The sequence below is a fragment of the Mucilaginibacter sp. cycad4 genome (assembly GCF_034263275.1).
Taxonomy (GTDB): domain Bacteria; phylum Bacteroidota; class Bacteroidia; order Sphingobacteriales; family Sphingobacteriaceae; genus Mucilaginibacter.
Window position 1 is genome coordinate 4031563 of record NZ_CP139559.1, and the last position, 20533, is coordinate 4052095.

Genomic DNA, 20533 nt, shown 5'->3' on the forward strand with positions numbered 1-20533 from the left:
CATCGACGCAAACAGCATCGGCTTAACCTATATTACAAATCTGCGAACATACTCTTCCACCTCAGTATAGGTTAGCAAAGCAGGTTTTACCCTTTTATCCATTAAAAAACTTTGCTTTATATTCATCCATTGGTGGTAATCGACATCTATAAAACCGTCTTCGAAATCCATCATGGTTTCGGCCGATTTTATTAAAACATTCCATTGCTTATGTAAGTACTCGATAACACTTTTAAAATCATCACGGTTCTTTTTAGCAACGATATTTAAAACAATTTCTATAATATCTATTTCAATATACTTGTAAGTGTATTTGATTAAGGTGCAATATGAAAACACATTGGTAAAGTTTTCGCTGAGCGTTATTAAATCATCCAATTTGATATCCGTCCATATTTCGGGCAGGCAAGCTAATAATTGAGTTACGTAGAGATCATTAACCATTTCGAAATTATAGTACAAAAAAGAGACGGCATTAAACGATTTTATTTCATCTAACCGTTTTTCGAGAAAGTTTCTGTCAACCGGAAATATCTCTGATTCGTCCGGTGCTTGTTTTGCCAGTAACCAAACATAACTTTCCAATTTATCATCAAGTATTGAACTCATTTCTTTGAGTTGATTTTATTTGGCAATCCTTTACTATTTTATAACATCCCCGCTGCCATAAGCCTCCTCGCTTGTGGCCCGCGTTCCGGTCTTTAACATGTCAAGCAAGCTCACAACACCATCTGCTCAAACAACCTATTCAGCGTAGCTTCCGCATCAGCAGTCATGCCAGGGTGCACTTTGGATGCTTGTACCACCGTACTACGTGTAGCGGTAAGCCAGCGAAAGCGCGAGGGCTGATCCAGCTGTGCTATTGGCCCTGCATCCTTTTCACCATTACAGATGCGCTCAAGCGAATTTATATTTTCCTTCAGGCAATCCAGATCCAAATCACCGCAAAAGGCAGCTAACCTTGCATCATCAGCTTTGAATAATACTTTTAAAAACTTTTGTTTAGGGCAAAACAGGATCACTCCTATATTGATAAACTCTTCGCGCTCCACCCTTGGTACAACGCGGATTATGGCGTACTCAAATACCTGCATATAGGGCTTGTTTTGCGGCGTTAACAAATACTTCTGACGCGGCCAGCCGGGTTATCAAAAACTCGGCATATATATTTCGTACCTCATCAGGCGTTTCTTCAAAATCGCGGTAGGTGATCCATTCATCGGGGATCAACGCTACTATATCACGGATTCTTTCGGGTGTCAGCATCGCTTTAAACTCAGCGTCTACAGCATCCAGCTGATTAGCACGGGGCAAAAGCACATGATCTTTCACCTGTAAAAACGGGCGCGTGGCCATTTCCTGCCAGTTGTTCCATGAGTGATGAAAATACAGCGCGGCGCCGTTATCAATCATCCACAACTCTTTATGCCAAATGAGCATATTGGTATTACGGGCGGTACGGTCAACATTGGTAAGCAAACAATCAAACCAAACTATTTGCGAGGCAAGCTTACTATCCACTACAGTTACCGCCGGATCAAAAGTAATAGCGCCCGACAAATAATGCAAAGCCAGGTTAAGCCCAACACTAAATTTCAACAGGTCCTGGATTTCTTCATCAGCTTCCGAGCGACCAAAGGCTTCATCAAGGTTGGCAAAAACCAGTTCTGGTACTTTAAAACCCAGCAAACGGGCAATTTCGCCGCCAATCAGTTCGGCAATGAGGGCTTTTACCCCTTGCCCTGCTCCGCGGAATTTTAGTACATATAAAAACTCGTCATCGGCCTCGGCAATCGCCGGCAATGACCCGCCCTCGCGTAATGGCGTTACGTAACGGGTCACGTTTACGGTGCGGAGCTGTGGTGGTGTGTAGTTCATAGTTTAAATTGAACAAAAGCCCCGCGTTAGGGATTGCAGCGGATACCGTCCGTTAGCCAACGGAAATGCCTGCAGGCGTATGAGCGGAAAGCCCGCCCGTTAGCTAACGGGAACGCCCACACTACTAATGAGTTTAGCTTTAACCAACTTACATTCGCCGCTCAATTGCCGCGGTGGCTGTTACTTTTGTCTTGATACAAAAGTAACCAAAAAATCAAGTCAGCAGAGAGGTTTCTTTGCCCGCAATCTGCCCTCCATGCCCTCGCCATGCCTTTGCCCTGCAAAACAGCCAGAACCACGGCTGCTAAATTTTGCCCGGCCTTACGCGTTCCCCCCTGGCAAAATTCGCTAATGCCTTTGCAGCCACACAAACCCACCATTGTTCTGCCTGCTTTCACCCGAAACTTATCTGCTGACGGAGAAATATTAACTCATTAAGATAATAAGAATTAAAAACAATATATCCCGTAATCCTTAATCCCAAAAATCCCGGTTCAGAAAAAAATCAGTGTAATCGGTGAAATCAAAAATCAATCGGTGTAATCCCAAAAAATAAAATCAAATCAACGGTCCCTGCTGACATAGGGCTGTCATTACCCCTCCGTTACTTTACATCATAAAACAAACAACAACACTTATGGACACTTTGAAATCGTTATTGGAAGAGATGGAGCAGGAAGCTCAAACCACCGAAAAAATGCTGAGTCGCATCCCCGACGATAAATACCAGTGGAAGCCGCACGCAAAAAGCATGACCATTGAACAACTCTCTACCCACATTGCCGAACTGCCTACCTGGGTAAGCCTTACCCTACATACCGATGGACTTGATTTTGCCACCGCACCCTATGAACCCAAAAAAGTAAGCGGCACAGCTGATTTGTTGAAACTATTTGAAGATTCACTGGCCGATGGCTATTCGAGCCTGCAAAAAGCTGATATCAGCACGTTTGATAAAACATGGACGCTGCGTAACGGGGAGCAGATCCTTAATCAACGTACAAAAGCAGAAGTGATCAGGATGACCTATTGCCAGATTGTGCACCACAGGGCACAGTTGGGAGTTTATTTACGTTTGCTGGATATCCCGATACCGGGCAGCTACGGCCCAAGTGCGGATGAGCAGGGTTTCTGAAAAAAGCAGGAGTAATAAGATCAGTTTTTAAATACAAAAGCAAAGCAGGCAAAAGCGTGCTTTGCTTTTGTATGTTTTTGCACTCAACTACGGTGCTTTGACAGCTTGCCTGTATTTATTTCTTCAAGGAAGCCATTTTCATTAATAGCATATCGGGCCTCAGAGGTATCGGTATCTATCTTGTAATTAACGGTCTTTACTTTTTTGTTCCTGATCCTTTTACCAAATATGAACATCGGCAAAATGAAAACCGCAAGCAGGACTACAACTTGTAACAGGGTTGTGTACATAACGTCTAACATAAAAATTTAAGTCTGATTGGTACCCATATAACGTTATCCGGCGAGAAATGGTTCGCCTTTTTAATGTTATTTTATACCCATCATGTGTACATATAGCTAAATGTGTGCCATACTTATATCTGACGCTCTGTGTTACCTTAATATTACATTTATGCTGATATTTAATTGATTTATAATTAAATGAACCAAACACAGCGCTATCATATTGATAATAGAGCCTATCGTTTTGAAATAAATAATATACAGTATAGCTTAGTAATTTTAGTACAGTGGCGGGGTATCGTTAAAAGGCGAAATTTGATGATTTTGGAAGTATCAAACCATGTCATATCAATGGCGCTTTTTATTGTTTTTAAACAGCCCCTTAAATAGGCAGGATTTTAAATAGCCGGAGATATTTGAAAAAAATCCTGAAATCAGGAAAATCCCTTTAATCCCGGTTCAGAACATGGGCGTTCCCGTTAGCTAACGGGCCGGGCTTTCCGTTGCAAGTCCTCGCTTTGTCCACACACAAACCCGATGCACGCTCCGGGCTTTACACTGCAATCCCTAACGCGGCCCCTGCACCATCCAAAAATATACCTTAAACGTCATTACGATTTTCCCGGGGGCCCGGTGGCGCCTCGCAAATGACATAAATTGCAAAAGCGTTCGTGAGGACACGAACGCCGGGTAATGAATCAATTGTATCTTACGATCCGTGTCCCCACGGATCGCTGTCATTTGCATCAATGGTAACACCAGCTATAAACCGTAAAACGCAGCCGCGTTCCCACCAAAAAACAACCCCTTTTCCGTACCAGAAAGTCGTTCAGCATAAAGGTCCATCACCTCCATTGTTTTTTCATAGCCTCCGGCCAGGAGGCATACCGGCCAGTCGGAGCCGAACATTACCCGGTTGATGCCGAAAGCGTTGAATACAATATCAATATATGGGATAAAATCAGTTGCCGGAGTGTTGTCCCAATCCGCTTCTGTGAGCAGGGCCGATACCTTGCAATATACATTTGGACAGCTTGCCAGCTTTTCGATATCCTGTTTCCAGCCATCTATTTTCCCGGCTTTGATGTAGGGCTTGGCCATGTGGTCGAGCACAAACTTTTGATCAGGAAACTCTGCCACTAATTGCGCTGCATAAGGCAAATGGTTAGGGAAGATCAGGATATCATAGGTATAACCATGTTTGCCCAAAGCAACGATGCCCTTTTTAAATGCAGGATCAAGCATGTATTGCTCATCGGGCTCCGATTGCAGGATATGCCGGAAGCCTTTAAGCTTTTCGTATTTCTTAAAATGATCCAGGCGGTCTTCCAGGTCACCGGCTTTCAAATCTATCCAGCCTACTATCCCTTTGATGAAGGGGTTAACTGATGCCAAATCTAACAGAAATTCCGTCTCCTTTTCCGACTGATCGGCCTGAACGGCCACACTGCCATCCATGCCGTGTTTTTGCAGTACAGGTAACAGGTCTTCGGGATAAAAATCCCGGCCTATTACCTGCATGTCTTCAGTGATCCAGCCGTCCCTTACCGGGTTGTACTGCCAGAAATGCTGATGTGCATCAATTTTTAGCATAAGCTACGAGGTTTTGTTTCGATTCGCCCAGGCCTTCTATGCCTAATTCTACCACGTCGCCTGCTTTTAAGTAGATCGGTGGTTTCATTCCTAATCCAACACCTGCAGGTGTACCTGTCGAGATGATATCGCCCGGCAGCAGGGTCATGAACTGACTGGTGTATGAGATCAGGTGCGGCAGGTTAAATATAAAGTTTGAGGTAGTACCGTCCTGCATAGTTTCGCCATTAACTTTAAGCCACAGGCGCAGGTTATGCGGATCAGCAATTTCATCTGGTGTAGCTAAAAACGGGCCAAGCGGTGCAAAGGTATCACAGCCTTTACCTTTATCCCAGGTACCATTGCGCTCTAATTGAAATTCACGCTCGCTTACGTCATTGTGCAGTACATAACCGGCTACATAATCCATAGCCTCCGCTTCTTCCACATACGATGCTTTTTTGCCAATAACCACAGCAAGTTCCACTTCCCAATCAGTTTTTACCGAGTTTTTAGGGATCATGATATCATCAAACGGACCAACAATAGCTGTGGTTGCTTTCATAAAGATCACCGGCTCAGGTGGCAGGGGAGCATTGGTTTCTTTAGCGTGATCGGCATAGTTAAGGCCAATACAAACCAGTTTTGAAGGGCGCACGATAGGACTGCCTAAGCGTACATCTTCAGCAACTTCAGGCAGTTGTTTATCTTTTATAAAAGCGGCAAGGCGGTTAACACCATCAGTTTCAAAAAACTGTTCGGTATAGTCTTCGCCAAAGGCCGATACATCATATTTTTTATCGTTCAGGATAACTCCCGGTTTCTCTTTACCGCTTTCGCCAAATCGTATAAGCTTCATTTGTATGTTTAGTTAGTTGTCAGTTTAATAATAGTATCGTTAGGGTCGGTTGCCACACCGTTAAGATATACAAACAGTCCCTCAGTTTGTTGTTTAAATTTCACCGGGCTGCCATCGGCCAGTAAAGCCGCTTTAGTTACCTTACCTTTTAATTGCGGAATGAAAACGTAGGGTTGTTGCGGCGGCGTCATCACATGTACATACAGGTTTTTATCTTTTTGGGTGACAACTCCCCATGGCTGTGCCGGGATACCACTGCCGCGGGTACCGTAAATTGCTTCACCATTTTTTTGTACCCAGGCGCCCACAATAGCCAGTGTATCGGTAAATTCAGGCTGGATCTTTCCGTTTGGCATTGGGCCTATGTTCAATAAAAAGTTGGCGTTTAGGCCTGCTGCATTCACCAGGTAATGGATAATGCGTTTGGATGATTTAAAGCTCCTGTCGGTAATGTTAAAGCCCCAGCTGTTGTTGATGGTTTCGCAGGTTTCCAAAGGCAGGGCACCTATTTTTGATTTACCGCTGAAACCGGTGGTATTGGCTCCGGGCAAATCCTTTTCAAACATCTGAAAATCTTCACCCTCTTTAGGCTCGAGGTGGTGGTTGTTACCTACCAATATGGCCGGGTTCAGTTTATGGATCAATCCGTAGATCTCGTCATAATGCCAGTTAACATCACGCTCCCAGTGGCCATCAAACCAAATGCCTTTAACACCTGGGTATTTGGTGATGAGTTCGGTAAGCTGGGCTTTCATGAAACTGATATAGCTGTCCCAGTCGCCATTTGCGGGTTTGCCGTTAACTATCGGGCTGCCGTAGGCGTAATCTTTGCGGCCCCAATCCAACAGTGAATAGTAAAAATGCAGCTCAATACCTTCCTTAACGCACTCCTGCGCCAGCTCCATCAACGGATCTTTATGGTAAGGCGTGGCATCAACAATGTTATATGGCGATGCCTTGGTACCAAACATGCTGAACCCATCATGGTGGCGCGAAGTAATGGTGATATATTTCATACCCGCTTTTTTGGCAAACATCACCCATTCATGAGCGTTAAAAGCCTGCGGATTGAAAAAATCGGCCAGGCGTTTATAGCTATCATAGGGGATATGTTTTTCATTCATCACCCACTCGCCCGCGCCAAGCTCACTGTAAATTCCCCAGTGAATGAACAGACCAAACTTCATATCCTGGAAGTTTTGCCTTGCGGCAAGATTGTCGGCCGTTGGTGTGTAGGTTTGAGCGCCTGCACGTACAACGCCAAGCAGCATCCCCATTAATAATAGCTTTTTAATCATATTTAATCAGGTTTTTAATTGTTCAGAGTGATAAAGCCGCCATCGATAGGATAATCGGTACCGGTAATGAAACCGGCCTCATCCGAGCAAAGGTAAAGCGCCAATGCAGCCACTTCTTCGGGCTTGCCCATCCTGCCTATCGGCTGGCTTTTTGATAGCTTTTCAAAGATCTCATCCTCCTTACCGGCGTAATTTTTGGCAATAAAGCCATCCACAAACGGCGTATGCACCCTTGCCGGCGAAATACAATTACAACGGATGTTATCATGCAGAAAATCACGCGCTACGGATAAAGTCATCGCATGGATAGCGCCTTTGCTCATGGAGTAGGCAAACCTGTCGGTAATACCCACACTGGCCGCTATAGAAGCCGTATTCAGGATCACACCACCGCCATTGGCTTTCAATACCGGGAGGGCTGCGTAAAGACAATTGTAAGCGCCTTTAACATTCACGTTAAACACACGCTCAAAATCCTCGGTACTGGTGTTATCTGCTCTGCCTATATGCGCTATGCCTGCGTTATTGATCAGGATATCTATCTTACCTATTTTGGTAAAAGTGTCCACTACCTGCTGCTGGCTGCTCACATCGCAGGCGTAGCCTGTTGCTTTGCCACCTGCGGTAGCTATTTCGGTTACGGTATCGGCCGCTGCCTGATCGTTCAGTTCTATGATATGAACTTCGGCACCTTGCTGTGCAAATAATACGGACATGGCTTTACCTATGCCGCTGCCGCCGCCTGTTACAATTACTGATTTATTGGTTAGTTTGAACATAAGCCCCCCTCTAAATCTCCCTCGGAAGGGGAGACTTTTTTGTTTTTATGGTTTATTAATATTTCTTCTTTACTTCCCAAATCTGGGAATGCGCGATTCTCCTCTTGAGAGGGGTGTAGGGGTGTGTTTTTGCGTTGAAAGTCAATGCGCAAAAACACACCCCTGCTACCGCTCTTTTCCATCGCGCCCCCTCTCAAGAGGGGAGTTTTTATTTTCGTTTTTGTTGGTATTGTCACCGACAACTTTATGCCTCCACGCAAATCAAAAATCCTCCCTCTCCGGGGAGGATTTGGTGGGGCTGCTTACAACGATACCCCTCTCTTCCACGGAATAAAATCATCCTGGCCAAGTTTTACCGATTTTGGTTCGACTTCGCCGCTGGCTACTTTTATTACGTAATCCAGGATCCGCTCGCCGGCCTGGTGAATGGTTTCGGAACCTTCAATAATAGTACCGCAGTTAATATCGATAATATCGGGCATACGCTCAAACATGGCCGTATTGGTTGATAGTTTGATCACCGGCGTAACAGGGTTGCCCGTAGGTGTGCCCAAACCTGTGGTAAACAATACGATATTGGCACCTGCACCTACTTCGGCAGTGGTGCTTTCCACATCGCTGCCGGGGGTACAAAGAAGGTTCAAACCGGGCTTGGTTACTTTTTCAGGATAATCCAATACCGCGGTTACCGGCGATGTACCGCCTTTTTTTGCTGCACCTGCCGATTTGATAGCATCTGTGATCAATCCATCGCGGATATTGCCCGGCGATGGGTTGGCGTAAAAACCTGACCCATCAGCCTCTGCACGCGCATTATAAGTAGTCATCAGGTGCATGAAGCGATTTGCAGTTTCTACATCGATACAACGGTCGCTCAGCTCCTGCTCCACGCCGCAAAGCTCGGGGAATTCCGACAAGATCACCGAGCCGCCCATGGTAACCAGCAGATCAGACAGGTAACCCAATGCCGGGTTAGCCGAGATGCCCGAAAAACCATCCGAGCCGCCGCATTCCAAACCAACACACAGTTTTGACAATGGCGCAGGTTGACGGGTAGTTTCATTGGCTTTTACCAAACCGGCGAAAGTTTGCTTCAAAGCTTGTTTTAACAATTCGCTTTCGGTACCTACTTTTTGCTGTTCCAATACCACCAGCGGCTTATTGAAATTAGCATCGCGTTTGGCAATTTCATTTTGTAAAATACTTACCTGCGCATGCTGACAGCCTAAGCTTAATATGGTTGCTCCGGCCACGTTGGGGTGTGTGATATATCCTGCTATTAATCCGCAAAGCGTATCCGAATCTTCGCGTGTACCGCCGCAACCCATGCTGTGACTCAGAAATTTGATACCATCAATGTTTTTGAACAGGCGTTTGGAGTTTGGCTTATCTTCGGATGCCTGGATATCGGCATTCAAAATTTCCTCTACCGATTTACCGGCCTGGTAAAGTTCCATCAGCTGTTCCACGTCGCCCTCGTAGCTTTTGGCTTTTTTATAGCCCAGCTTATCAACCAGTGCTTCCTTTAATACGTTGATATTCCTGTTCTCGCAAAAAACCATCGGTACCACTATCCAGTAGTTACCCGTACCTACCGAACCATCGGCACGGTGGTAGCCCATAAAGGTTTTGCCTTCAAAGTTAGCCGTGTCGGGCTGGTGCCATTGAAGCTTGCGTTCGCCCAAATGGAAGCCTTCGGCTGCATGATGCACATTTTCGGTGGTTAACAAACCACCCTGCGGTATAGTTGCCGAAGCTTTGCCTACCAGTACGCCGTACATGTAAATTTCCTTGTCGGCCGGTAGTTCGTTAATGGCAAATTTATGCTTGGCTGCTACTTTATCTGCCAGTGTAAACGTTTGTCCATCAAATGTAATAACGGTACCCTGCGGCAGGTCTTGTAAAGCTACCAGTACGTTATCATGCGGATGGATCCTTAAATATGTTTCTTTTTGTGTTGACATTATTTGTATATGATCGGTCCTTTTTAGCAAGGACTATATTTTTTTGCTTATTGCTGAAGCGTAAGTTCAATTACCGGAATTTCATACGGTGGTTTTTGTGCGGGGAGCGTGAGCTCCAGGTCATCACCACTGCCATCCTTATATAAAAGCTCCGAGCTGTCATTTAAAAATTGTGCGTATTTGATTTTGCCTTTGTAACCTGGCAAAACCAGCTTGCCTTGCGGATAGTTAAACAAATGTATATACAGTTTACCGGCGGCTTTGTTATAAGTAAGCTTGGTTCCTTCAGGTACTTTATAAGTATCAGGAGCAAACGTACAATTGTATACCGATTTGCTGTTGGCGTGCATCCAGTAAGCCAGGCTATCCAGCGCGCGGGTAGCACGATAGTCAAACTCGCCGCGGGCGGTTGGCCCCACATTCAGGATCAGGTTGCCGCCATTGCTTACCGAAGTGATTAACAGGTCGAGCAGCTGACGATGGGTTTTCCAGGTATTTTCATCGCGATAGTATCCCCATGAACCCGAAAAAGTTTGACAGGTTTCCCAGGTTTTGCCGCGGTATTTGGCCAGTTCGGCGGTGCTTACCTGTTCAGGGGTTTCAAAATCAGCGCCGTCTTTATATTCTTCCAGGTTAAGGCGGTTATCTACAATAATGCCCGGCTGTAACTTTCTGATCAATTTAAGCAATTCAACAGATCCCCACTCGTCTTTACCTTTGCCGTGTCCATCCTTACGCGGGAATGAAAAATCAAGCCAAAGGATATCGATTTTGCCATATTTGGTTAGCAGTTCGGTGATCTGGTCGCGCATATACTGGCGGTATTTGGCCATATCTCTCCCCTTGTTCAGTTTAGCGTATGACGCGTCACTTTTATCGGCGGGCGACTGCGGATGGATCTCATCGATAGTATATTGAGGATGGTGCCAGTCTAACAGCGAATAATAAAAGCCAACTTTTAAACCCTGAGCCCTGAAGGCGTTCACATACTCGCGTACCAGGTCGCGTTTGGCTTTGGTATTTGGCGCTTTATAATCGGTGAATTTTGAATCGAACAGGCAAAAACCTTCATGGTGCTTGGTGGTTAGCACGGCATATTTCATACCGGCTGCCTTCGCTTGCTTAGCCCATTTTTGCGGATCAAAAAGATCGGGGTTAAACTGATCGAAATATTTCTGATAACCGGCGTTATCAATTTTTTCGTTATGCTTTACCCATTCGTGGCGGGCAGCCTGCGAGTATAACCCCCAGTGAATGAACATGCCAAAGCGGTCGTCCTTCCACCATTCCATGCGTTTATCTTTCTGGGCATCAGTTTCGGTGCCTATCATTTTTTGTGCAAATACCGATGGGGCCATCAGCAACACAAACATTAACAGTAATTGTAGTTTCTTTAGCATGGCTATTCTGTTTATAAGGAAAAAATTTTGTCCATTAAAACCCATTTTGCCCCTGCGGGCGCATTTTTTACCGGCGCCTGGTAGCCCCACATCAAATCTTCCCACTCCTGTACTTTGGGGTTTGCAGCATCAATAGCTGCTGATTTCTCAAAGCTGAAACTACCATCCACTTCCATGATCATAAACATGCGGGTATCAAAACGGTAGATCTCCATTTTAGTGATTCCCTTGGCGATAATGCTGTCATGAATTTCGGGCCAAATAGCCTGATGATATTTTTCGTATTCGGCAATGAGTGCCGCATCGTCTTTCAGATCGAGGGTTAAACAGTATCGCTGGCTCATAGAATAGCTCTCAAAAAAGTTTATATCGGTAGTACAAAGAAATAAGGTTTGCAGGTAAATAGTTATCGGAAATTAAACAAAACGTTCAACTATTTTGGCATAGACCTGAACCATGATTTATGGAATTTCAGGATTGTCAGGATTTTTTCTGAACCGGGATTTTTAGGGGATTTATTGAATGGGCAGAATTTTAAATAGCCAGGGATATTTCGACTGTCATCCCGGCAATCCTGAAATCCCATAAATCACGGTTCAGAATGGGCACCTTATCGTCAATCAAACCCTAAGTATTCCTTCTGATGCACCTCTACCGAGCCGGAGATGTTATCGTGGTTGAGGAATATTACGATATGGAAAAAATCGTTATCAAACAGGTAGATATCGTTTTTAGCATCGGAGCCGTGGAGTTTCATGATCAGGCCCATATGCTTTGCCTGGCCTATTAAATTAATGATGTGTTGCGATGTAGAAGTGGCGTAGGTAACAGTACGCAATATAGCCCCGCTGCTAAGCTTGCTGCTAACGCCTATTACAATGGTTTCTTCCTTATTATCCGGCCCTACCCTGTTCAGGTGCTCAATGCTGTTGCCATTAACATCCTGGAGATACTGGCGCTTAAATTTTTTACCAAGGGTAAGATAGTTGTGTGCTTCGGCGTTTGAAAGGTTGGAGATATTTGCCAGATCATTAATGGTTATGCTTTGGGCAAACAGCGTTGCACCGCAAAACAATAATAAGGCAATTAACAGGGTTCTCTTCATTTTTAACTTACCAAATATACTTTTACTATTTTAAATAATCGCCGGGATGATAGGTGCGCTGCGCATGCTTTAAAACATCTTTTTTATAAAACAGCACGTCCTTAAATTTACCATCAATAATGCCCTGCTCCTGATCGGTGAAATTTTTTGATGCCGGGTTAAAAGAGCTGCCACCGTTTACAATGCTTTTAGCCCTCAACCGTGTACCAAATTCCACAACAGCGATAAAACTATTGCCCGAATATCCATACCGCTTGTTGGTGTTCATGGTGCGGCTTTGGAACGACGGCAGCTGTCCGAAGCCCGATCCTGTTAAACCAACCGGGATGCTGGATTTGTTATCATCAAAGGTAATGCCATCATCCGGGCGCTGGTAGCGGTTCATATCGCCCCACTCTACTTTCCAGGTGCCAAAACGGCTTTGCAAATTTTTAAGCACGTCATTTAACCAGGCCAACTGCTGCCCCTGGCTTATGGTTTTAACCAGTGTTTGAAAGCGCCGGGTAATGAAAGTGCTTTCCTGATCGGTTTGAGGCGGCGGCAGGGCTTTCATCATCAATGTGCCCCATTCAATGGCAAGCGAACTGGCTACAGAATGGATGGCGGTATTCCTGTCCCACTGCTGCAGGATCTTTATTGGTTCGGCCAATGCTTGCTTAACTGAATCGGGAGCAGCGTCATAGGCTTTGAACAAAGAGGGCAACAAATCGTCAAAAGCGGCAAGGTAATGGTCATAACCTTTGGCTACCAGGCTATCAAGCGTAAGATTTTTCGCATCTTTTAAAATCCTGATAGCAGTTATTGCCCGGTAGTTTTCACCGTCAGGAGCCATGTAAACCGGGTATTTACTTTTATCCGGACTTGACGTGCCCGATGCGGTATAGGGTGTTGAGTTACAATTCTGGATCCAGCCGGTAGCGGGGTTTGTATTGGTGATGATCTCGCTCAGTTTGTGAACACCCTGCCATTCGGTGGCTGATGTGCTGCCATCAACCGGCAAACTCCAGTCATATTTGGGGTTGCGTTTAGGAATATAGTTTCCGTACCAAAAAATGGTGTTCCCCTTATCATCGGCATAAACAGTACTGTTTGTAGCGTTTGATACCATATTCATGGCCCTTTTATATTCGGCCAGGTTATTGGCCTTCGTTATTAGCCATGACTCAACCAGGGCATTATATGAACGGTTGTTGGCTTTAAGAGCCAGCCATTTACCATCCCTGACGCCCAGCACCGGGCCGTGGTGGGTATAATAACCTGTTATGGAACGCTGTTCAGTCTCATCGCTATTCTTTATTTTGAAAGATAGTTTGCGGGTGATAACGGGCCTTAGCTTACCATCATATTCATAATACCATTTACCATCCTTTTTACTCACCTTTTCGGCGTATAGGTCGGCCACATCGGCGTAGGCACTGGTATGCATCCAGCCGCAATGCTGGTTAAAGCCCTGGTAAATAAAAAACTGGCCCCACGTAACGGCTCCATAAGCGTTAAGGCCTTCATCGCTTACCAGCTCAACTTCGCTGCGGAAATAGAACGGCACGTGCGGATTGATATACAGCAAAGCATGGCCCGATGCCGATTTGGATGGTGCTATAGCAAAGCCATTTGAGCCGGTTTCGCGCTCGTTCACCATATCATAAATATTTTTTGCAGGCTGGCCGGTTACCGCGCCAAGCTTTTCAGGGGCGGCACTGTAAAAGGCTTTGGTTTCGCTTAGTTTAATGCCCCCGGTTTCGGTAGCTGCAACGCTGCCATCGGTAAACATCAACGCATACCAGGGTTCAAAATGTTTAAATACTTTGGGTTTTACTTCGGGATGTTTGTACAGGTAATAATTAATGCCATCGGCAAAGGCATCCAATAGTTTCCGGAACCAGGGGGCGCTTGTTTTATAATCTTTAATAGCATCGGCACTATCGGCAATCAGTTGCAGCTGCACGTCGGTATATAAATTAGTTTCGCCGTCAACCTCAGCCTGTTTACCTAACTGGTAAAGGTAATTGCGTTCAATACCTTTAAAGTTATCTTCGCACTGGGCATACATCAATCCAAAAACAACCGCGGCATCTGTTTTTCCATAAATGTGAGGAACTCCCCAATTATCCCTGATAATGGTTACCGACTTTGCTAATGTTTCTTCCAGTTTTATTTCCTTTTGATTAATTTTTTGAGCAAAAACCAAAACAGGAAGAAACATTGAAACAATAATAAAATTAGCTTTCATAGTAACAGTAATTTTACCAAACAATTTATCCATATAAATGTGAAGTAAACGAGGCTTTTTAAAGATTTTGAGGTAAATTTGGAGATTAATTCATAATAATTACATCGCACCGCCGTTTTTATTCAAATATTTACAAATCGGCTTTTTTGAGGTGATTATTTGCTGTACTGTAAAGCTGTATAGTTAACAATTTGTGGAATTTCTGTACCGGTTTCCGCTCCGGTATCCGAATATAAAGGACTTGGGTACGCATTTAATATGATATCTGAGATTTAGTTGATTCAATATCATTTGAGACGTGATATTGTGTGCGTTCCGGGGTGAGATACGGAACGCATTTTTTGTTTATGAAGAGATCATGGTTCATAGTTATATAAAGTCTAATATATTTTTACAATTAAAGAAAAAAAATGTAACTTGCTTACATGAGCAAAGTAGCATTAAAAATAGAACATTATACTTCAGAAGAGTTACGATCCCTATTGAGGAAAGACGAGAAGTATCAACAGGCGATAAGATTATACGCCTGTTACCAGGTTTCTTTAGGTAAGCGGCCACAGGAGTTGGAATCGATTTACGAAACGTCTTTTAAGTCGATTTGCAATTGGGTAAACCGTTTAAATGAAGGCGGGATAGAGGCATTAATAGATAAGGTAAAACCGGGAAGAAATAACCGGCTTACGAATGATGAGCTACAATCGATAAAAGCTGTATTGTTAAATAAGCAGCCCGATGATTATGGATTTAACAGCGCCACCTGGACAGGGCCGTTATTGATTGAACTGATCAGGAAGGAATATCAGGTTGAATATAAAAAAGCGCAGATATACAATATATTAAAGAAGTTAGGTTTGACATTTCAAAAGGGTAAAGGCCTGTATCCCGAAGCACAGGACAGGGAAGAAAAGGTAAATGTTTTAAAAAAAACTCCGGGAGTTTCGGCAAGCTGATGCGGTAATCGTATTTGAGGATGAAGCAAGTTTGTCAAACACAGCTACAGTTTCGTATATGTGGGCAGAAAAAGGTAAGCAGCCGAAAATAAATCAAAAGCAACGAAAAAGAGAAAGGAAAACTTTGTTTGGTTGTATTGAACCTGAAACCGGGATTGTAATCACCGGTAAAGCCGACAAAGGCAATACTGTCAGCTTTTTTAGTTTCCTGCTATTGGTGGCGAAAATGTACCGGAACCGTAAGGTGATAATGGTTCTGGACAATGTGCCCTACCATCACGCCAAAAGACTGAAACCGATATTGGAGCGGTACAGGCACAGGATAGAATTACTATACCTTCCAGCGTATTCTCCCGACCTGAATCCCATTGAGCGGGTCTGGTGGTATATGAGAAAGAAGATTACTCATAATCGGTATGTTCAGAACCTGGAAGATAGGATCAATAGCTTTGATGTCTTTATGCAGGATTTCAAAGTTGAAAATGATATCGGAAAGAAATTAGCTAAATTAATTGTAAATATTTAATGTACTTTATATAATGGTTCATGGCAATTAGTGGTAATCACTAACGAGATTCAAATTCGGCTATGATCTATGATCTATGAACCATTAACTATGAACTACTAATGAACCCACTGGTTTCGGTACCACGCCATAGCTAACAACACCATGCGGTTGTAGGTTTCGAGGCCCTGGGGCTGGTTGTTGGCTTTCAGGAAATTATCGTAAAAAATACTGCTTATGGCCCCCAGCTTGTTTTCGTAAGCCAGCCAGTAATTACGCTCAGTGATATAATCGCTGCGTACATCTTTGCTGATGAGCGCTTTGAGCTCTTTATGAGCAAGGGTATCACGCGCGCCGAGCGAATGCATGAACTCCTGCACAGCCAAGTGATAGGCCGAATAACGCAATAACCTGTCGTGTGATTTTACGGCGATAACAAAACCGGCAAAATCAGCTTCATCTTCGGCACCATATCCCATCTGGTGCGACATTTCATGACAAACCACAAAAGGCCGGTTAAAAATGGGCATCTGGTAATTTACCTGAGCTTCGGAGGTGAAAGGGTTATAATAGCCAGACGTGCCAATATAATTTAATAATGGCGTTAATATGGATGGCTTTATATCGGGATTATAAGCCCTGAAATTAACAGAATCTTTACTGAGCACGCCGATGGCATGACGTGCTGTATTGTAAATATGGGTATTACTTTGAGCCCAATCTGCAGGCCTGAGGCGTGCACGGGTAACGTTGGCGCTGTCAATCAGGATCCGGGTTACAGCTTTAAGATCGGCTGTGGTAAAAGCCGTATCCCTGAGCCCAAGCCGCTCGGAAGCCGGCAGCCTGAAATAATTCATTCCCCACAAAAGATAAAAAGCCACAATGCCTGCCTGGATCCCTATAACCAATCCTAAAAAAAGCCTTCCTGCCATTTGAAACCGTTTTTTAAACAGCAGGACAATTAACCTGATCACTGTATAAATCAAATAAATTACCACGGCTATATATACAATGTCGCCAACACTAAACGGAAATACGTTTAAAACGGAGTGAAAAACCCGGCAAATGATAATGTAAAAACCATTGGCATAATAACGCTCAACAGCGGCCGGATGATCAGCAAACAGCATCAGCAAAAAAACAGCCAATGCTAATAATATTATTGCGATGATCCTTTTTAGTACAGGTTTTTTGTTGGTTGGGTAGCGCATTATCTAAGGTAAATATAGCGCTTTAGGGTTCAGGTTAAAAAAAGAATGCTTTTGCGCGCTAAAAACCAGGGTAATAGAAAAGGCCCCTGGTGGGGCCTCAAAATTGTGAAAAATAAGGTTACTGAATATTATTTACTTACAGACACCGGCACTACGATCTTATCCCAGAACATGCAAAAGCTTTTTGCATCAACTGTATAAACTAATCTTTCGTGCATTGGCGCGGCTTTGGTTTTTACGTTTACACGCAGGGCATCTTTTGACTCATCGTATTTAAATGCACCCCATTGTTTGGCCACTTTGTTAAAAATAACTGTCCAGGTACCGTTTTCGGCAGGGACCAGGAAAAAGCCGTAAGTACCCGCTGCCAGTGGTTTACCCTCAACTTTAATATCTTTTGTTGTCGTAAAAGTTGTGGCTTCGTTAGCACCTGCACGCCATACTTTACCATAAGCTTCAAGACCGCCCCAAATTTTACGGCCTTTAACCGATGGGCTGCCATAGTTAATAGTAATAGTTGAACCGGCAGCTGTACCGCTAACGCTATCGCGCGGGCTTGCTGGTTTGTCCTGGGCAAAAGTTACCGCTGATACCAATAAGGCAAAGGCAAACAGGAATGCCGCCTTAAGCTGAAATGATTTTTTCATAAGATTTCTCATAATTTATTTAATATAAAGATAGATTGAAATTTGGTTTAAAAACAACTATTCGTTTAAATACCTTCAAGAGGTGATTTTAACACATAAAACACTGAAAATAAACAACTGATGGTTAAACTATTTTGATTTTATATTGTTTAATAATTGAAAGATCATATTGCAGTTAGGAATCGACCGGAGGGATTCATAGCCCAAAGGTTAAACAATTGTTGTGGTTTTTTTACCCTGCCTACCATGGCAGGGTTTTTTATGCGCCGGCATCATTGTACCTTATAAGTTAATATGCTCCGTCCTATATTGCCTGCTTCATCAATACCTTCTATCACCAAACGGTAATTACCTTTGCTATCTGCATTAAAAAAATCAAACGAGGCATTGCCATCTTTGTCAGTTACAATATCGGGGTTCCAGTAGATAGCAGTTCTGGCATCGGGTTTCTTATCAGTAACTGTTGATGCTTCATAAACCGGTGAATAAAAGGTACGGGCTTTGTAAAAACCTTTTGCCGTAAAATACAGCAAGCCCGGCGAAATCACGTTATTTGAAGCAACCGGAGCCTGAGTTTTCCGCATTTTGAGCACCAATACCCCATTTGCGCCCCTTACACCATATATAGTAGCATCGTTATTTTTTAACACATTTACACTTTCAACATCAGCAGCATTGTAATTATCAATACTTGTTCCGGCCGGCAATACGGTATCATCAACTATGATCAGCATTGGCCCTCCCTGCATTGCGGGATTCACCTTATCAGCCAGGTAAGGTACGCCTTGTCTCAAAACAACGCCATTTAAACGCCCCTGTAACCCGTTTGACAAGGTACTTTGGTCTCTCAGGTTATTTTTCCCCAAAACCTCTGTAGTAAGTTTACCGGCATTAATGCCTCTTTCATTAATTGTAACCGCATTGAGTGCCCTGCTATTTGCATCAGCTATATAAACCGGCTGTTCCGCTGTTTTATCATAGCCTGCACCATTTACCCTCTGTACCGTGCTAATCAAATCTCCGGTTTTAATATTTGTTAATGCCTTTGCCGGATAAATGGATATTTTGGTATTGCTTTTCCCTTCGGCCGTTTTAGCCTGGATCATGAACGGGGTTTTATCATCATAAACCAGGTTTTTGAAAGTAAAATTACCATCATGGTCGGTAGTTTGTGTTAATAAAGCCCCGCCCGCCTGCGGCATCAGCGTTACCGTACCGCCATCAACCGGCTTCCCCGAAATTGTTTTTACCTGGCCCGACACATCGAACCCATTTTCGGCAGTATACGCCGCAGCAGTATTGCTGTCACTTAGCAATTGCTTCCACTCAAACTGACGGTACCCCTGCGTTAGCATCAATACATCCAGGTTGGAGCGGGTATCATTGGTAACATCAGCAAAATAATAATTGGGTTGCTCAATTGTCCCTTTCAAATCTGAGGTTAGCAACAGGCTTGATAATATGCTATTTTCATCATCCCCGGCAATGGGGACTTTACCTGCATCAATAACTGCTGCTGATAAATAGCTCTTTACTGCCTCACCATTTTTATTTTTAGTATTGATAGCAATATGCACCTTTCCCCTTACCGGGTATAAAGGTTTATCACCGGCAGGCGTAATTGTTAACAGGTCGGGATTTTGGATAAATACCAGGCGTTCATTAAGCGGTTCGCCCTGCTCCGAAAAAAGCGTTACCCGGGTTATCCCTGTTTTAAAATCCTTTTTATTGAGGTTTAAGTCAAGTACCTGGTTATCAAGCACTGCTTTTACCGACCGGATAGCGCCAGCCGAATAAATAATTAGCCCTATCTCTTTGTTCTTATTTTTAAGATAATAAGCTTTATTGGCATTTATTTCAACGGTGAGTTTATCGGGGTTATCATTGTTAACCATCAACGTAATCCCCTCGTTATCGGCTTTCGGTAAATCAACTATCGCTTTGGTACCATCGGCATAGGTTAAATTAGCTTTATAAGTTTTACCTGCTTCGGCAGTAATAAATATAAGGCCCATGCCCAGGTGGGTCGATTCAAATCTGGTTACTTCGGTATTGGCGTTATCAACCACAACACCTTTAACATCAAGCCCCAGCCCGTTTGCGCCGGCAGTTTTAAAGGCCAGCTTGGTTAGTATACCGTTTACAAAACTACCGCCTTCCGGAAAAAAAGTGATGTTAGGTTTACTTGCTTTAACCACTAAAACTTTATTGCCTGTATATGCCTTCCCATTGACGTTTACCTGGCGGTCAAATAAATTCTGCCCGTTATTGAGCATCCATTTGGTATAAGCCCTGATACGATACGCACCTCCCGGCAATATACCGGGAAGACTAAAATCGCCTGCGGCCAAACCATTCACCACTTGCAGCGATATCGTTTGCAGCAGAGAATCGGCCGGGTTAACCAGGTCGACATGTAACATACCGCTTAACTTTGAAGGCTCATGTCGTTCGCCGAGGGTTACGTATGCTTTAAAGTAAATGGTATCGCCCGCATTGTAATAGGGTTTATCTAAATGCAGGTACACTTTTTCAATAGCTTTATCGGCCGATAAAGCCTGCAGGCGCGATACCACAGCATCTAAAGAAATGGAAGGAGAAACCGGTTTATCATTTTGCGAAAAAACAGGCGCAGAGCAACACAACGTCGCTAACAGCGATAAAAATATCTTTTTCATAAGCAGGAATGATAACAGGTTAAAACTGGTTATATAAA

Annotated in this window: 19 protein-coding genes; 3 read left to right on the forward strand and 16 right to left on the reverse strand. The window is 43.9% G+C overall.

Annotation, left to right across the window (positions count from 1 at the left end):
* Positions 1-27 precede the first annotated feature (27 nt).
* The 3 genes from SNE26_RS16130 to SNE26_RS16140 all read right to left on the reverse strand — a co-directional run bounded on the left by SNE26_RS16130 (position 28) and on the right by SNE26_RS16140 (position 1878).
* Positions 28-609: a hypothetical protein gene (locus SNE26_RS16130; protein ID WP_321554966.1), complete on the reverse strand. Its 582-nt coding sequence runs from the start codon at positions 607-609 to the stop codon at positions 28-30.
* A gap of 110 nt (positions 610-719) precedes the next feature.
* A complete protein-coding gene (locus tag SNE26_RS16135; RefSeq protein WP_090528220.1) occupies positions 720-1094 on the reverse strand; it encodes a DUF3037 domain-containing protein in 375 nt (124 codons plus the stop codon).
* Positions 1081-1878: a HipA family kinase gene (locus SNE26_RS16140; RefSeq protein WP_321554967.1), complete on the reverse strand. Its 798-nt coding sequence runs from the start codon at positions 1876-1878 to the stop codon at positions 1081-1083. The genes SNE26_RS16135 and SNE26_RS16140 overlap by 14 nt, the downstream gene beginning before the upstream one ends.
* 637 nt (positions 1879-2515) lie before the next feature.
* Between SNE26_RS16140 and SNE26_RS16145 the strand changes: the two genes are divergently transcribed.
* The gene (locus tag SNE26_RS16145) at positions 2516-3013 is read left to right on the forward strand and encodes a DinB family protein (protein ID WP_321554968.1); all 498 of its coding nucleotides are present in this window, start codon (positions 2516-2518) and stop codon (positions 3011-3013) included.
* An 83-nt stretch (positions 3014-3096) separates the two neighbouring features.
* Here the strand turns inward: SNE26_RS16145 and SNE26_RS16150 are convergent, their stop codons facing one another.
* The 10 genes from SNE26_RS16150 to SNE26_RS16195 form a co-directional block, all read right to left on the reverse strand.
* Positions 3097-3303 (reverse strand): hypothetical protein, encoded by a 207-nt coding sequence (locus tag SNE26_RS16150; protein WP_090528232.1) that lies wholly within the window; start codon positions 3301-3303, stop codon positions 3097-3099.
* Positions 3304-4059: 756 nt separating this feature from the next.
* Positions 4060-4890, reverse strand: a complete 831-nt coding sequence (locus tag SNE26_RS16155) for an amidohydrolase family protein (protein ID WP_321554969.1) — start codon at positions 4888-4890, stop codon at positions 4060-4062.
* On the reverse strand, positions 4877-5728 hold the full coding sequence (locus SNE26_RS16160) for a fumarylacetoacetate hydrolase family protein (protein WP_321554970.1): 852 nt from the start codon (positions 5726-5728) through the stop codon (positions 4877-4879). The genes SNE26_RS16155 and SNE26_RS16160 overlap by 14 nt, the downstream gene beginning before the upstream one ends.
* 8 nt (positions 5729-5736) lie before the next feature.
* A complete protein-coding gene (locus SNE26_RS16165) occupies positions 5737-7026 on the reverse strand; it encodes an alpha-L-fucosidase (protein ID WP_321554971.1) in 1290 nt (429 codons plus the stop codon).
* A gap of 14 nt (positions 7027-7040) precedes the next feature.
* Entirely contained in the window at positions 7041-7805 is a 765-nt protein-coding gene (locus SNE26_RS16170) for an SDR family oxidoreductase (protein ID WP_321554972.1), read from the reverse strand.
* A gap of 302 nt (positions 7806-8107) precedes the next feature.
* A complete protein-coding gene (locus SNE26_RS16175) occupies positions 8108-9769 on the reverse strand; it encodes a UxaA family hydrolase (protein ID WP_321554973.1) in 1662 nt (553 codons plus the stop codon).
* Positions 9770-9816: 47 nt separating this feature from the next.
* Entirely contained in the window at positions 9817-11169 is a 1353-nt protein-coding gene (locus SNE26_RS16180) for an alpha-L-fucosidase (RefSeq protein ID WP_321554974.1), read from the reverse strand.
* An 11-nt stretch (positions 11170-11180) separates the two neighbouring features.
* Positions 11181-11513 carry an L-rhamnose mutarotase gene (locus SNE26_RS16185; RefSeq protein ID WP_321554975.1) on the reverse strand — a complete coding sequence of 111 codons (333 nt, stop codon included), beginning with the start codon at positions 11511-11513 and terminating at the stop codon, positions 11181-11183.
* A gap of 272 nt (positions 11514-11785) precedes the next feature.
* The gene (locus SNE26_RS16190) at positions 11786-12274 is read right to left on the reverse strand and encodes a hypothetical protein (protein WP_321554976.1); all 489 of its coding nucleotides are present in this window, start codon (positions 12272-12274) and stop codon (positions 11786-11788) included.
* A 25-nt stretch (positions 12275-12299) separates the two neighbouring features.
* On the reverse strand, positions 12300-14504 hold the full coding sequence (locus SNE26_RS16195; protein WP_321554977.1) for a penicillin acylase family protein: 2205 nt from the start codon (positions 14502-14504) through the stop codon (positions 12300-12302).
* A 425-nt stretch (positions 14505-14929) separates the two neighbouring features.
* Between SNE26_RS16195 and SNE26_RS16200 the strand changes: the two genes are divergently transcribed.
* Both SNE26_RS16200 and SNE26_RS16205 read left to right on the forward strand, forming a co-directional pair.
* On the forward strand, positions 14930-15454 hold the full coding sequence (locus SNE26_RS16200) for a helix-turn-helix domain-containing protein (RefSeq protein WP_321554978.1): 525 nt from the start codon (positions 14930-14932) through the stop codon (positions 15452-15454).
* Positions 15455-15461: 7 nt separating this feature from the next.
* Positions 15462-15980, forward strand: a complete 519-nt coding sequence (locus SNE26_RS16205) for an IS630 family transposase (protein ID WP_321560036.1) — start codon at positions 15462-15464, stop codon at positions 15978-15980.
* Positions 15981-16078: 98 nt separating this feature from the next.
* Here SNE26_RS16205 and SNE26_RS16210 read toward each other — a convergent pair whose 3' ends face one another.
* From SNE26_RS16210 to SNE26_RS16220, 3 genes are all read right to left on the reverse strand, one after another.
* Positions 16079-17170 carry a DUF3810 domain-containing protein gene (locus tag SNE26_RS16210; protein WP_321554979.1) on the reverse strand — a complete coding sequence of 364 codons (1092 nt, stop codon included), beginning with the start codon at positions 17168-17170 and terminating at the stop codon, positions 16079-16081.
* Positions 17171-17298: 128 nt separating this feature from the next.
* Positions 17299-17817, reverse strand: coding sequence for a DUF2911 domain-containing protein (locus SNE26_RS16215; RefSeq protein WP_321554980.1), 519 nt, complete (start codon positions 17815-17817; stop codon positions 17299-17301).
* Positions 17818-18089: 272 nt separating this feature from the next.
* The gene (locus SNE26_RS16220) at positions 18090-20495 is read right to left on the reverse strand and encodes a TonB-dependent receptor (protein ID WP_321554981.1); all 2406 of its coding nucleotides are present in this window, start codon (positions 20493-20495) and stop codon (positions 18090-18092) included.
* Positions 20496-20533 lie beyond the last annotated feature (38 nt).

Coding starts and splice junctions, on each gene's coding strand:
- SNE26_RS16130 (WP_321554966.1), bottom strand. CDS start 609: ATGAGTTCAATACTTGATGATAAATTGGAAAGTTATGTTTGGTTACTG.
- SNE26_RS16135 (WP_090528220.1), bottom strand. CDS start 1,094: ATGCAGGTATTTGAGTACGCCATAATCCGCGTTGTACCAAGGGTGGAG.
- SNE26_RS16140 (WP_321554967.1), bottom strand. CDS start 1,878: ATGAACTACACACCACCACAGCTCCGCACCGTAAACGTGACCCGTTAC.
- SNE26_RS16145 (WP_321554968.1), top strand. CDS start 2,516: ATGGACACTTTGAAATCGTTATTGGAAGAGATGGAGCAGGAAGCTCAA.
- SNE26_RS16150 (WP_090528232.1), bottom strand. CDS start 3,303: ATGTACACAACCCTGTTACAAGTTGTAGTCCTGCTTGCGGTTTTCATT.
- SNE26_RS16155 (WP_321554969.1), bottom strand. CDS start 4,890: ATGCTAAAAATTGATGCACATCAGCATTTCTGGCAGTACAACCCGGTA.
- SNE26_RS16160 (WP_321554970.1), bottom strand. CDS start 5,728: ATGAAGCTTATACGATTTGGCGAAAGCGGTAAAGAGAAACCGGGAGTT.
- SNE26_RS16165 (WP_321554971.1), bottom strand. CDS start 7,026: ATGATTAAAAAGCTATTATTAATGGGGATGCTGCTTGGCGTTGTACGT.
- SNE26_RS16170 (WP_321554972.1), bottom strand. CDS start 7,805: ATGTTCAAACTAACCAATAAATCAGTAATTGTAACAGGCGGCGGCAGC.
- SNE26_RS16175 (WP_321554973.1), bottom strand. CDS start 9,769: ATGTCAACACAAAAAGAAACATATTTAAGGATCCATCCGCATGATAAC.
- SNE26_RS16180 (WP_321554974.1), bottom strand. CDS start 11,169: ATGCTAAAGAAACTACAATTACTGTTAATGTTTGTGTTGCTGATGGCC.
- SNE26_RS16185 (WP_321554975.1), bottom strand. CDS start 11,513: ATGAGCCAGCGATACTGTTTAACCCTCGATCTGAAAGACGATGCGGCA.
- SNE26_RS16190 (WP_321554976.1), bottom strand. CDS start 12,274: ATGAAGAGAACCCTGTTAATTGCCTTATTATTGTTTTGCGGTGCAACG.
- SNE26_RS16195 (WP_321554977.1), bottom strand. CDS start 14,504: ATGAAAGCTAATTTTATTATTGTTTCAATGTTTCTTCCTGTTTTGGTT.
- SNE26_RS16200 (WP_321554978.1), top strand. CDS start 14,930: ATGAGCAAAGTAGCATTAAAAATAGAACATTATACTTCAGAAGAGTTA.
- SNE26_RS16210 (WP_321554979.1), bottom strand. CDS start 17,170: ATGCGCTACCCAACCAACAAAAAACCTGTACTAAAAAGGATCATCGCA.
- SNE26_RS16215 (WP_321554980.1), bottom strand. CDS start 17,817: ATGAAAAAATCATTTCAGCTTAAGGCGGCATTCCTGTTTGCCTTTGCC.
- SNE26_RS16220 (WP_321554981.1), bottom strand. CDS start 20,495: ATGAAAAAGATATTTTTATCGCTGTTAGCGACGTTGTGTTGCTCTGCG.